Origin of the sequence: Ruegeria sp. 6PALISEP08 (assembly GCF_001238295.1) — a bacterium.
Taxonomy (GTDB): domain Bacteria; phylum Pseudomonadota; class Alphaproteobacteria; order Rhodobacterales; family Rhodobacteraceae; genus Ruegeria.
This window is the reverse complement of the sequence record NZ_LGXZ01000004.1, coordinates 174,916-187,606: the sequence shown is the minus strand read 5'-3', so window position 1 is coordinate 187,606 and position 12,691 is coordinate 174,916. Positions and strand designations below refer to the sequence as shown.

12 protein-coding genes are annotated in these 12,691 nt (G+C 55.6%); 3 read left to right on the top strand and 9 right to left on the bottom strand.

Annotation, left to right across the window (positions count from 1 at the left end):
* Positions 1-3: 3 nt before the first annotated feature.
* The 7 genes from ALB80_RS08105 to guaA form a co-directional block, all read right to left on the bottom strand.
* Positions 4-957, bottom strand: a complete 954-nt coding sequence (locus tag ALB80_RS08105; RefSeq protein WP_050603539.1) for an alpha/beta fold hydrolase — start codon at positions 955-957, stop codon at positions 4-6.
* A complete protein-coding gene (metA, locus tag ALB80_RS08100; protein ID WP_050603538.1) occupies positions 947-1,864 on the bottom strand; it encodes a homoserine O-succinyltransferase in 918 nt (305 codons plus the stop codon). Before metA ends, ALB80_RS08105 begins: the two co-directional genes overlap by 11 nt.
* A 36-nt stretch (positions 1,865-1,900) precedes the next feature.
* On the bottom strand, positions 1,901-2,773 hold the full coding sequence (locus ALB80_RS08095; protein WP_050603537.1) for a hypothetical protein: 873 nt from the start codon (positions 2,771-2,773) through the stop codon (positions 1,901-1,903).
* Positions 2,774-2,820: 47 nt separating this feature from the next.
* Positions 2,821-3,717, bottom strand: coding sequence for a DMT family transporter (locus tag ALB80_RS08090; RefSeq protein ID WP_050603536.1), 897 nt, complete (start codon positions 3,715-3,717; stop codon positions 2,821-2,823).
* A gap of 100 nt (positions 3,718-3,817) precedes the next feature.
* Entirely contained in the window at positions 3,818-4,978 is a 1,161-nt protein-coding gene (locus tag ALB80_RS08085) for an OmpP1/FadL family transporter (RefSeq protein ID WP_050603674.1), read from the bottom strand.
* Between the two features lie 147 nt (positions 4,979-5,125).
* Positions 5,126-6,010, bottom strand: a complete 885-nt coding sequence (locus ALB80_RS08080) for a DMT family transporter (RefSeq protein WP_050603535.1) — start codon at positions 6,008-6,010, stop codon at positions 5,126-5,128.
* A 207-nt stretch (positions 6,011-6,217) separates the two neighbouring features.
* Entirely contained in the window at positions 6,218-7,777 is a 1,560-nt protein-coding gene (gene guaA / locus ALB80_RS08075) for a glutamine-hydrolyzing GMP synthase (RefSeq protein WP_050603534.1), read from the bottom strand.
* A 159-nt stretch (positions 7,778-7,936) separates the two neighbouring features.
* Here guaA and ALB80_RS08070 point away from each other — a divergent pair, with 159 nt between their 5' ends.
* Together ALB80_RS08070 and ALB80_RS08065 are read left to right on the top strand one after the other, a co-directional pair.
* Positions 7,937-8,632 (top strand): MgtC/SapB family protein, encoded by a 696-nt coding sequence (locus ALB80_RS08070; protein ID WP_050603533.1) that lies wholly within the window; start codon positions 7,937-7,939, stop codon positions 8,630-8,632.
* Positions 8,633-8,767: 135 nt separating this feature from the next.
* Positions 8,768-10,312, top strand: a complete 1,545-nt coding sequence (locus ALB80_RS08065) for a trimethylamine methyltransferase family protein (RefSeq protein ID WP_050603532.1) — start codon at positions 8,768-8,770, stop codon at positions 10,310-10,312.
* On the opposite strand, the gene ALB80_RS08060 is transcribed toward ALB80_RS08065, so the two are convergent.
* Entirely contained in the window at positions 10,313-10,612 is a 300-nt protein-coding gene (locus ALB80_RS08060; protein WP_050603531.1) for a DUF6477 family protein, read from the bottom strand. It abuts the gene before it with no gap.
* Between the two features lie 241 nt (positions 10,613-10,853).
* Between ALB80_RS08060 and ALB80_RS08055 the strand changes: the two genes are divergently transcribed.
* Positions 10,854-11,936: a DUF6456 domain-containing protein gene (locus tag ALB80_RS08055; protein ID WP_050603673.1), complete on the top strand. Its 1,083-nt coding sequence runs from the start codon at positions 10,854-10,856 to the stop codon at positions 11,934-11,936.
* A gap of 63 nt (positions 11,937-11,999) precedes the next feature.
* Here ALB80_RS08055 and ALB80_RS08050 read toward each other — a convergent pair whose 3' ends face one another.
* A complete protein-coding gene (locus ALB80_RS08050) occupies positions 12,000-12,548 on the bottom strand; it encodes a peroxiredoxin (protein WP_050603530.1) in 549 nt (182 codons plus the stop codon).
* Between the last annotated feature and the right edge of the window lie 143 nt (positions 12,549-12,691).

The following is a 12,691-nucleotide window of genomic DNA, read 5'->3' as shown; positions in this document are numbered from 1 at the left end:
GGACTAACGCAAACCCGCGCGCTGTGCTGCCCGATCTATCGCGGCGGCAACTTCGGGGGCGGCAACCACCTGTGGCATGTGACCGATCCCAGGCAATTCAACAAGTTCAGCCCCGGGGATCTGGTCGATCAGGCGTTCTGAATGCCATTCAAGACCAACCGTGTCGTCAGCGGTTCCGTGAATGATTTCCGTCGGTACGGAAATCTCGCCATATCTGGGCTGCAAGTGGGTGATCTCATCCAACAGGTTGGCGCGTTGCTTGGCGTTTGCGTGCATCGATCCCTGCCGGATCGTCAGCCCGGGACCGAAGTGTTCGGCGTAACCTTTGGGCGCAGTTTGTGGCGCAAACACTTTGTCCAGCGCTTTCGTGACATACCATTCGGGTATGAATGAGCTGATCAGGGGCAGGGCTAGCGCATTGCCTGCGGTGGTTGAGGCCAGCCGGTTAAACCCATCCAACGGAGTTTCCCATGGGATGGCTGCGGGGGCGATCAGAACCAGGGCCGAGATGTTTTCGGGCCGCGTCACAGCCCACGCGAGCGAGACCGAGCCACCGTAACTCTGGCCTGCTACGATGGGCTTTTCGGCCCCAAGCTGAGCCGCTGCACGTTGCAGAATATCGGCCTGTTCGATGATGGTTTCACCGTCGGGGTTGAAGCTTTCCGAATAGCCCAAGCCGGGACGGTCAAACACGATAACCCGAAAGTTCTGTGCCAGAATGGGGGCCAGGGCAAAGGTCATGTCACGTGCGTTCCCGCTGGAGCCGTGGATCAGAACGACATCCGGGCCTTCTCCCATGACAACGGCGTGTACGGCGATGCCATCAACATCAAGAATCTGACCTTCGGGCGGAAAGGTTGCCTCTGCCATCGCCTCGTTCCTGGCGCTGCGCCAAGCGGTCAGCACGGCCAGGCCCAGAACGAGAAGGCCAATGGATATCAACGCTTTACTTGCCAATTTTGCTCATATCAAAAGGTGTGGACTGATAGATCTCGTTGATCCAGTTACCATACAGCAGGTGCGCATGGCTGCGCCACCGGTTCTGCGGCGTCCGTGAAGGGTCATCATCCGGGTAATAGTTGATAGGCACGTTGATCGGCGCGCCATTGGCAACGTCCCGGTCATATTCCTGCTTCAGCGTGTCGCTGTCATATTCGAAATGGTTGAAGATATAGAGTGCGCGGTGGTCGGGATCTTCGACCAAGCAGGGCCCGACGTCGTCGCTGCCCAATAGAGTGTTCAAACCGGGGGCACCGTCGATTTCATTTTGTTTCATCTCTGTCCATCGACTGACCGGGATCACGCAGTCATCCGAGAACCCGCGTAAGAACGGTGAGGCCGGGTTCAGATTCCGGTGGCGGAAACAACCAAAGGCTTTGGCATCCAGCATGTGTTTGCGCACGCCGTGGAAATGGTTGATCATCGCCATTCCGCCCCAGCAGACACCAAAGGTCGAATGAACATTCGTCTGGGTCCACTCGAAGATTTCGCTGATCTCGTCCCAATAGGTGACGTCGCCAAATTCCAGATGCTCGATCGGTGCGCCTGTAATGATCAGACCGTCAAATTTCTGGTCCTTGACCTCCTGAAAGGGGTGGTAGAACTCAGACATGTGCTCGGCCGCAGTGTTTTTGGTGCGGTGTTCCGTCATGCGGATTAAGGACAGGTCGATCTGCAACGGGGTCGCACCAATCAGGCGGGCGAACTGGTTTTCTGTCTGGATTTTCTTGGGCATCAGATTCAGCATTCCGATGCGCAAAGGACGGATGTCCTGACGCATGGCCTGATCTTCGTCCATGACCATGACGCCCTCTTTCGTCAGGACGTCAAATGCAGGAAGATCTGATGGGATTTTTATGGGCATATGTCAGACTTCGAAGAGAGTAAGGAAAACTGCTAGTTAGGCGTTCTTGCGTTTGGTCTCAAGGGTGCGTTCGATCAACTCATCGAAATCAGCTGCGTCGCGAATTTTGCCGATGTCATTTGCTGCAATCGTCACGCCCCAGTTTTCGGCCATCGCCTCATAGCGCGGCTGACGGTGCGCCAGAGCCTGCGCATAGGTCCAGCGGACAAAATCATCGGGGTTCACATCCGATTCGGCGCACCCTTTTTGATCAAGGTATTCCGCCCAGGCGCGGGTCAGAAATTCCGCCTGGTAAGACATTGGTTTGGGCGCTTTATCGAACCGTCGCACCAATTCGGCAGTATGACCCTCATCCCCCTTCAGCCAGATCATCAGGGTTTGACGGGACAGTTCCGACAGGATCTGATCTTTGGGATCCTCCGGGTCGACCCATTCGCAGATCGAACCACCCGTATCACAGATAAAGTGCGGGTACTCATACAATCGCTCTGCGCGGTCGACAAAGTACTCGGTGTCCAAAAGGGCGTGGATCTCGGCTAGGCGGAACTGTTCCTGTCTGCGACGGTATTCGGGCATTTCCAACCCACCAAGAGCCGGGTTGCCGGGTTTGCCCAGATAGGCGGCAACCGGGGTCAGGTTTGCGAATGATAAATTTGAGCCGATATAGATCGAATCCGACAACAACAAGTCGCGCAGAAACGGAACCTTCATAGCCTCGGCCTTGGCGTTGTCGGTGATGTATTCACCCATGTAACGCGTGCCGATCCGGTAATCGATCGAATAGTGGAACCAGTTCCCCGAATCCCTCAGGATGTTCGACACAAATGTCTTGCCCAGACCTGACATGCCAAAGAACAGCACTTTCTTGCGGCGGGCGGTGCGCCAGTCTTCGGCAGCGGTATAGATCATGGTGAGCTGTCCCTTTTTGCCTTTGCTAAATCGGGCAACGGGCGGCGTCAATCGCGACGGGCAGAGCGATTGAGAACGAATAGACCCGTGGCAAGAATGGCAAAGCCGAAATAGGCATTGGGAGCGAGGGTTTCACCGCGCAACACTGCCCCCAGAACGATGGCAACCGGCGGAATTACCAAGGTCACCAGCATCAGGTTGCCGCTGCCCGCCATAGCTAAGACGCGATAATACAGCAGATATGCCCCGGCGGTCGCCACAATAGCGTAATAGCCAATGGCGGCCCAGGTGATTGCAGGCAACGCAAGAGTTGGCCAGCCGTCGATCATTAGTGTCAGAGGCAGGACCAGAAAGGTCGACCCGGTCAACATGCCCGCAGCGGCAACGATGGGTGGAAGGTCGGACAACGCATACCGCGCCCATGCGGCTGCGAAAGCGTAGGAAACTGTTCCAGCCAGAACGGCAAGCTGCGCTGTGCTTTGCAGGCTGAACCCTGCGAAATTTTGCACGCCGATGGCAACTGTGACGCCGGTAAAACCAAGACATACGCCAAGCAATCGGGGTTTTGTCAGGCGCTCATCGTGAAAAAGCAATGCTGCAACCAGCACGCCAAACACGGCGGTGGCAGCGTTCAGGATCGCGGTCAGGCCGGTGTCGATGTACAGCTGCCCCCAGGCCATCAGACTGAAGGGGATCACGTTGTTGAGCAGCCCCATGATCAGAAATGCCCCCCAAACCTTGGGCGCACGCGGCACTTGGTGCCCCTGGAGCCAGACGATGAGCCAAAGCACAAGCATGGCCCAGAAAGTGCGATGCAGCACAGATGTCATGACTGGAATCGTATCCAGTGCGATTCTTATCGAGACAAAGGACGCACCCCAGATGATGCCAAGCAGAAGCAATTCAGCCCAGGCACGGGGTGATAGACGTTTTTGTGCATTCATGGCGTCACTGTCTCATCCAAAAACTGAAACTGCGACCCGGTTCTTGCGAAAAAGCCCCGCTGGTTGAGCGGGGCTTTGGCATGTCGTTTAGAAGCTACGATCAGTTCAGAGCGTAGGTGATCTGGAAACCAACACTCCAGGCGCTGTTGCCTGAGAAGGTGGCGGTTTGCCCAAAGGCGCCGTCTGCCGTTGCGTCTCCGATATCCGTGTAACGCACACCACCGGAAATCTTGGCGTTCTCAAGCGAGTAGGTGCCACCCAGGCCGATACTCCAGAATCCATCTGTCGGACCGAGATTCGAAACCGGGGTGCCTTGGGATGACTCGTAGCCCAGTGTTACAGCACCAGAAAACTCTTCCGAGAACTGATACCCCAAACCCAGCGAGTAGGTGAAAGTGGCTTCGTCATAATCAACCAGGTTGCTGGTCGGCGGATAGTTTGGTGGGTTGTAGACAAGCTGCGTCCAGTCGACCCAACGGATAGAACCGAACACCAGAGTTTTGGGCGCGACGCCTGTCTGGAAATCCAGGTTGATCGACTGCGGAGTCTCGATTTCACTGTTTGTGTTGAACGTGGCCACAGTTCCCGGAGGAATCGGTGGGAACGGCGGTGGGTTCAGAGATTCCGTTTGCGACAGATCGTGGCTGATCTTCGAATTGTAGGTCAGTGAGACGCGTGCCGCGATCTCGGGCTTTTCCCATGCGACACCAACAACGTAGCCGAATGCAGTGTCAGCGTTCGAGTCAACTTGGTAACCTGCGGCAAGAGGCACGGTGACAGACGCCTTCACACGCTGTGCGCGAAGACCACCAATTGCACTGAAACCACCATCAAACTTGTAGCGCAGCAATGCCGTGATGGCATCCGTATCCGCCTTTGCCCGCAGAGTGTCTGTCCGACCACCTGGAATTGGGTTGATCGAAAGGGGATAGGTGTTTGCATACTGGATGTCAGCGCCAAAGGGCTGATCATACATGATGGCGAAATCAAGTTGTTCGGTCAGTGACGTTTTGAAACCCAAATGCGGTGTGAAAAAGTCGTTGGCCACTTCGCCCGAGTCTTGAGGTTGACCGATATTCGGACCAGCAAGCGCAGGCATGGTGCCGGTCACACTTGGGTTGGTGTAACCCAGACGAAACTGCACGGCAGAGCCTTCTTCGAAAATCAGATTGATGCCTTGCCCGCTTCGATCAAGACCACCTGCATGGGCTGCTGCAGCCCCAACGCACAGCGCGCAGGTAGTGAGTAGTGTTTTTTTCATTTTGTCCTCCCTGTAGGTCATACGCGGGTTTCATGGCGTTAAGTTTGACTTTTGTGATCGCCTGCCCGTTGTATCCTGCACGATACTTTCTATTTGGTTACTTTAAGGTCAACTGGTGACGGAGCGTTACTTGTCGTGACACCTGTTTCAAACTGTTGCCGAACTGCTACGGTTTTCAGACCAGATATTCAGGAAAATCCCGGAAAAGATGACTGCGGCGCCGATCAGAACCCAGTGATCAATGGGCTCGTGATACAGGATCAGTCCAACGACCGCGATTGTGGGAAGGCGGGCAAAGTCGAACGGGACCACGACGGTTGCTGGGGCAATGGCCAAGGCATTGGTGATGCAGAAATGGGCCAGCAATCCGGCCAGCCCAACAAGAATTAGATAAGGGGCGGTGCTTGCGTTCGGCAATGCAATTTGCCCGTCATACCCGGCCGCCACCGCCCCCAAAACCGCCTGCATGGCAGTCAGCCAGAAAACGATGCACCCAATGCTTGCAAAGCGTGTGAGCTTTTTCGTGGTGATCATTGTAAATGCAAAGAAAATCGCGGCCATTGCAGCGGTAACAAGGCCGGGGCTGAGCGGGACCGAGCCCGGGCGAGTGACGATCAGAACGCCTGCAAACCCGATCAGCGCGGCCATGATCTTCAGGCTGGTCAGGCGTTCTTTCAGAAACAGAGGCGACAGCAGGATCACCCATAGAGGTTGCGTAAATTCCAGCGCAAAAACCTGTGCCAAAGGGGCGACTGCAACCGCATAGAACCACAGGTTTTGCCCAGCGAAATGCAACGTGTTTCGTAGGGCGTGCAGCCCCAGACGTTCCGTTGAAACCTGCGCCCATTTGCCTGTGAGGGTCAGAACACCCACAACAACACAGAAGCCAACGATGCTGCGGTACATCATGATCTCAAACGTGTCGTGCGTCACGCTCAACTCGCGCCCGGCGACGGCCATCGATGTGAACGAGGCGATGGCACCGGTCATCCAAAGTGCTGCCTTTAGGACGTGTCCCTGCCCATGACTCATTCATATGCACCCAGTTTTGGTCGCGAGGCTAAACATGCGAAGGAGTGCAAAGCCAGGCATTAGAAAAGACGGCTGAATTTATCCAGCCATTCAAACGCCTATGAGTGAACAGATGCAAGTTCGTATCAGAGAATTTCCGTGGAACCGGTTTGAACGCACACAACGCTTTGTGCGTTCAAACGCTTACCTCTGCGCTGAGTTCGCCCGTCATTCCCACTCGATCGTTCCGGGCGGTTTCGATGTGATGTCATAGGTGCACCGGTTGATGCCCTTGACTTCGTTGATGATCCGCGTGGCGGTTTCGCCCAGGAACTCGTGGCTGAACGGATAGTAATCAGCAGTCATACCGTCGACTGAGGTGACAGCCCGCAGCGCACAGGCATAGTCATAAGTGCGACCGTCACCCATGACGCCCACGGTGCGGACAGGCAGGATGGCGACAAACGCCTGCCAGATTTCGTCATACAAGCCATGCTTGCGAATCTGGTCGATATAGATGGCATCAGCTTCGCGTAGAATCTCCAGCTTTTTGCGGGTGATCTCACCGGGGCAGCGGATTGCCAGACCCGGTCCGGGGAAGGGGTGGCGGCCGATAAAACTCTGCGGCAGGCCAAGTTCGCGGCCCAATGCGCGGACCTCGTCCTTGAACAGCTCGCGCAGCGGCTCGACCAGTTTCAGGCCCATCTTTTCCGGCAGGCCGCCCACATTGTGGTGCGACTTGATGGTCACCGAAGGCCCGCCTGAGAACGACACCGACTCGATCACATCCGGATAGAGCGTGCCTTGCGCCAGGAATTCCGCCCCATCGATGGTATCGGCGTGTTTCTGGAACACGTCGATGAACAGCTTTCCGATGATCTTGCGCTTGGTTTCAGGGTCGCTCTGACCTTCGAGTTCGCCCAGGAAAAGCTCAGTTTCATCCGCATGGATCAGCTGAATGTTGTAGTTGTCGCGGAACATGCCCACGACCTCTTCGGCCTCGTTCTTGCGCAGCAACCCATGGTCCACAAAGACGCATGTCAGCTGATCCCCGATGGCTTCGTGAATCAGGATCGCCGCGACCGAGCTGTCGACGCCGCCGGACAGGCCGCAGATGACCTTTTTGTCGCCAACCTGTTCGCGGATCTTGCGGATCATCTCTTCGCGATAGGCACCCATGGTCCAGTCGCCTTTGAAGCCCGCCAGCTTGATGAAGTTCTCGTACAGCTTTGCGCCTTTGGGCGTGTGGTGGACCTCGGGGTGGAATTGCACCGCATAAAAGTGCCGCGATGCATCTGCCGTGATGGCAAAAGGCGCGTTCGGAGAAGTGCCGAACACTTCGAACCCGGGTGCGATTTCACTGACGTGATCGCCGTGGCTCATCCAGACCTGCTCATCCCCATCGGTGAACCAGCCGTCCAGAATATCCAATGTGCTTTCAGGGGTGACAAAGGCGCGTCCGAACTCGGCGGTGCCATGGCCGCTTTCGACCTTGCCGCCCAGTTGATGCATCATCACCTGCTGGCCATAGCAAATGCCCAGAATCGGTACGCCTAAGTCGAAAATCTCTTGCGGCACACGGGGCGACCCTTCGCGTGTCACGCTGTCGGGACCGCCCGAGAAGATCACGGCGCGCGGGGCCATTTCCCGCACGAAGTCCATCGTGACATTCTGGTAAGGGTGGATTTCGCAATAGACATTCAGCTCGCGCAGGCGGCGGGCAATAAGCTGCGTCACCTGGCTGCCGAAGTCGATGATTAGAAGGCGGTCGTGGGATGTCTGGGTCATGCCTGCGCCTTAGGGCAAGCCCGGTCATTTCGCAAGGGCGACATCCAATTCCTTGGGATTTTCAGGTCTCAAAAAAAAGCCAATTGTAAAAGTTTTGTAACAAAAATATGACAACCCGATGGAATCCAAGCCTGGATTCGTCTGGATAAGGAATATGAATTGCCGATTTCCATAGAAGTTGCTGCGTTGAATCTGGCGCTGGCGTTGTTTTGCGGGGCGCTGATCGGGTCCGAGCGGCAAGTCCGACAGAGGATGGCAGGCTTGCGAACAAATGCGTTGGTGGCTTTGAGTGCTGCGGCCTTTGTTGTGTTCTCTGCGTTGTTTCCTGACGAAGTCAGCCCAACTCGTGTGGCGGCACAGGTAGTGTCCGGCATCGGGTTTTTGGGGGCTGGAATCATTTTTCGTCACGGTTTCACAATCCACGGGTTGAATACGGCCGCAACCTTGTGGTGTTCGGCAGCGGTCGGAATGATGGCGGGGACGGGGGCTTGGTTGTTCGCCTTGATGATGACGGGCTTTGTCATTTTTGTGAATCTGGGTCTCAGGCCACTGGTGAAATGGCTCAAACGTACAACGCGTGCCGGGGTTCCGTTGACACAAGAATTCAAGATCCTGCTGCAATGCAAGGAAGAAACGCAGGCCGATGCGCGTGTCGCGGTTCTGAAGGCGTTGGCCCAAAATGACATTCGAATTGTTGGGTTCGAAAAAGGAGACAGTGCGGACGGTTCGCAAACAATTGCAGTTCTGGTTTCGATGGAAGACCACCTCGAGGAACTTCAGCACAAGGTGGTTGCGCCGCTTATGCTGGAGCCGAGTATCGAAAGCATCGAGTGGGATAGTGTTTCGGAAGCCTGAGCCGCTTTGGGGGTGTTTACCGCGCAGCAGGGTGCCAATGTCGCTTTTCCCCCCAGAGCGCCGCAATCCCGATGCTTGTGATCTGGTAAAGCTGTATCACAAGCTTCAACCTAAACAACCAGACGGGATTTTCTCATGGCAGAGGCAAACACCCGGCGCAGGGCGAGAGGTGGCGGTGGCGCCGCCCGCCGTGCCGAGCGTACCGCAGTTCGTATCGAGACCGAGAAATACATCGAACGGAACATTCCGAATTTCGAGGTTCTCAACGAAGAGGCACTTGAGATCATTGAAAACAACGCGGAAACCGTGTTGGAAGAAATCGGCGTCAACTTCGTTGACAACCCCGCCGCGCTGGAGCGCTGGCGTGATGCCGGTGCGGATATTGATGGTGAACGTGTCCGTATCCCGCGTGGCCTTGCGCGTGAGTTGATCAAAACCGCCCCCAGCGAGTTTACTCAGCACGCCCGCAACCCCGAGAAATCGGTGGTCATCGGTGGTCGCAACATGGTTTTGGCACCCGTCTACGGACCTCCGTTTGTGCGCGATGCGCAAGGTGGCCGCCGGTATGCGACCATGGACGATTTCAACAAGTTCGTGAAACTGGCCTACATGTCCAAGTGGTTGCACCATTCGGGCGGTACGATCTGCGAACCGACCGACATTCCGGTGAACAAACGCCATCTGGACATGCTGAAGGCGCATATGACGCTGTCAGACAAGCCCTTCATGGGCTCGGTCACTGATCCCAGCCGGGCGCAGGATTCGGTCGAGATGTGCGAAATCCTGTTCGGGAAGGAGTTCGTTCAGGAAAACACGGTGATGACCTCACTGACCAACATCAACTCGCCGATGACGTTCGACGATGTGATGATGGGCTCGCTGGAAGTCTATGCGCGTAACAATCAGGCGTGTATCATCTCACCCTTTATTGTTGGTGGTGCGATGTCGCCGGTGTCCGTCACCGGGACTTTGACACAGGTTCTGGCCGAGGTTCTGGCAGGTGTCGCCTATAGCCAGATCATTCGCCCGGGAGCACCGGCAATCTTCGGGGCCATGGTGACATCCATTGATATGAACTCGGGCGCGCCGACATTTGGCACGCCTGAAGCTTCGCATATTACTTATGGGGCTGGCCAGTTGGCGCGTCGCCTGAACCTGCCGTTCCGTTCGTCGGGATCGTTCTGCGGTTCGAAACTGCCGGACGCGCAGGCGGCTTATGAGACCGCAAACTCGCTGAACATGGGTCTGATGTCCGGTGTGAACTTCATGTTGCACTCCTGCGGCTGGCTGGAGGGCGGTTTGGTCGCCGATTTCGAGAAATTCGTCATGGATGCTGATCAGCTTGGTGTTCTGCACGGGTTGGCCAAAGGCGTGGCTTATGACGAGAATGCACAGGCCATGGATGCGATCCGCGAAGTCGGACCCGGCGGGCATTATCTCGGATGTTCGCACACGCAGGCCAACTTCAAGGAATCGTTCTGGAAATCCGAAGTGCTGGATTACAAGCCGTATGAAACCTGGCAGGAAGAAGGTGCGCGGGATACGCGGGCTTTGGCCACCACACGGGTCGAGCATTTGCTGGCCAACTATCAGCAACCGCAGATGGATCCCGACATCGCTGCGGCGCTGGAAGCCTATATCACCGAAAAGAAGGCCTCCATGCCGGACGCGTTCGCCTGATTATTGAAAAATCGAGGCGCGGCTGGCCTGATACAGCTGCGCCTCACCCAACAGCGCAATAAGCAGATCCAGATGCCGCACCAGTGAATATGCGGCATCATCTTCTTTTCGCTGTTCATTTACCTCTTTTTCCATCTCCATCAAACGCAGCAGCGCCGGACCTGAACTGGGCAGCGAACCGTATCCCATAATGCGTTGTAGATGACTGTCCCGATTGTAATCCCGCGCCCCGAGTTTGGCCGCCCGCGCCAGCATACGAGGGCGGCGAAGGGTTGTGATCATCGTCATCAGGTCCTGCATGTTGTGTATCCCTTTTCTTGAAGAAACGTGTGGACTTTGTTGCGCAACCTAAGCGGGTGTTGCCTGTGCCGAAGTCTCTCCGAACGATGGTTTCACGACTGTTTATCTTTTTGAATCAAATCTGGTTCTTGCCTTGTGTGGTTAACGAACGAGTAACGAATGGACCTCTAGTTAGATTTGGTTAACCCGCAATCCGAGGGCGAAAAGTGGCAGTTTGTTTTGTCGATGAGGGCAAATAATGATGGAAAACAACATGGCTTTCTCCATTCCGGCATGGGTTCCAGAGGGGGCGCAAAGATACCTTGCTCATACCGAAACCGGCCGATCGATACGCGATATCGCTCGGTCAGCAGGATGCCATGCGTCAACGATCCTCAGGCAAATTCGGCGCATCGAAATGCGTCGCGACGATCCGTTGGTGGATGCCGCCCTGCAATCTTTGGCTGAAACGCATTTTTCGACACTGGGCGACGTCCGCAGTTCTTTGGAAACGTTCGATGAGACTGCCAAGGAAGAGGAATTTGAACGCGAAGCCCTTCGGATTCTGCGTCGTCTAAGCGAAACCGGATCCGTGCTTGCGGTGGCTGAGGAAATGGACAAGGCCGTTGACGTTCGCGATACAGGCAATAGCGCTGCGACCAGAACAGCTGTTGTTGATTGCAAGATTGCCCAAGCCTTGGCCTTGAAAGACTGGATCAGCTGCGACAACCCGGGACGAATCTCGCGCTATCGGATATCTACGGCAGGAAGAACTGCACTTAGCCACTTGATTGCACAAGCGGAAAACAAGGCTCGGTCAGAGACCGATCCAGGCTTCGCGGAGGCACAAAACGCGTTTCAGGCAAAGTCGTCTGCCGGGCTTGCCTCGGGCGTCAGTCGCATTCGCTACAGTGCGGCGGAAAGCCCTTTGATCGCCTTGTCCCGCCGCCGCGACCGGGATGGCAAGCCGTTTCTGGATGAAACACTCGTCAAAGCCGGTGAACGTCTGCGCGAAGACTTTGAACTGGCGCAGATCGGCCCGCAGGTATCGCAGAACTGGGATCGTTTTCTGACGGCCGGAGGGCGCGGTGCTTATGACAGTGAATCGCATGGGGGCAGGGGGATTTCTGATGCAAGGGATAGGGTGGCGCGCGCGCTTTCAGATCTGAGACCGGGGCTGAGTGATGTTGCGCTGCGCTGCTGCTGTTATCTTGAGGGGCTGGAGCTGGCAGAAAAGCGTATGGGGTGTTCGGCCCGATCTGGCAAGATAGTCCTGCGCATCGCTTTGCAAAGGCTCAAACAGCACTATAATGATCAGGCCGACCGCGACCGCATGATTGGTTGAGTGACGCCAGAAACAAAAAAAGGCCCGCGCGAAGCGAGCCTTTTTTGTGCTTTTGGCTGTTGATCAGGCCATTTCCGGCTCTGCCGGCGCTTGCAGATGCTTCATCAGGTTTTCGGGCGAAGACACGCCATAGGGATCTTCGGGGCAGTTATCCATCAGGCCAGGCTCTTCGAACCACGCCTCGACAACACCATCATTGATGATGGCGGCGTAACGCCATGAACGCATCCCGAAACCCAGATTGTCTTTGTCGACCAGCATACCCATTTTTCGGGTGAATTCCGCCGATCCGTCTGGGATGACATCGACGTTTTTCAAGCCCTGATCCTGTGCCCATTTGTTCATCACGAAACTGTCGTTGACAGACATGCAATAGATTGCGTCGATCCCCTTGGCGGCGAAATCGGCATAACCATTTTCAAAACCGGGCAATTGGTAGGTCGAGCAGGTTGGAGTGAATGCACCCGGCAGCGAGAAAAGGATTACGCGCTTGCCGGCGAAATAGTCGGCCGTTGTCTTGTCTTCCCAGCGGAAAGGGTTTGGTCCTTCGACAGAGTCGTCGCGGACACGGGTGTGAAAGGTCACGTCAGGCAGTTTCGCGCCGGATTTCATGTTCAAGCTCCTGTGATTCACATGTGATTTTATCGTGAATTAAAACAGTTCTAAATCGCATTCAATTGAGGAAATGCCGCATGCGCGAATAATAGCATTGTCGTGTTGCGCGTTGAATTTAATCCGCAAACTCTGATCTCTTG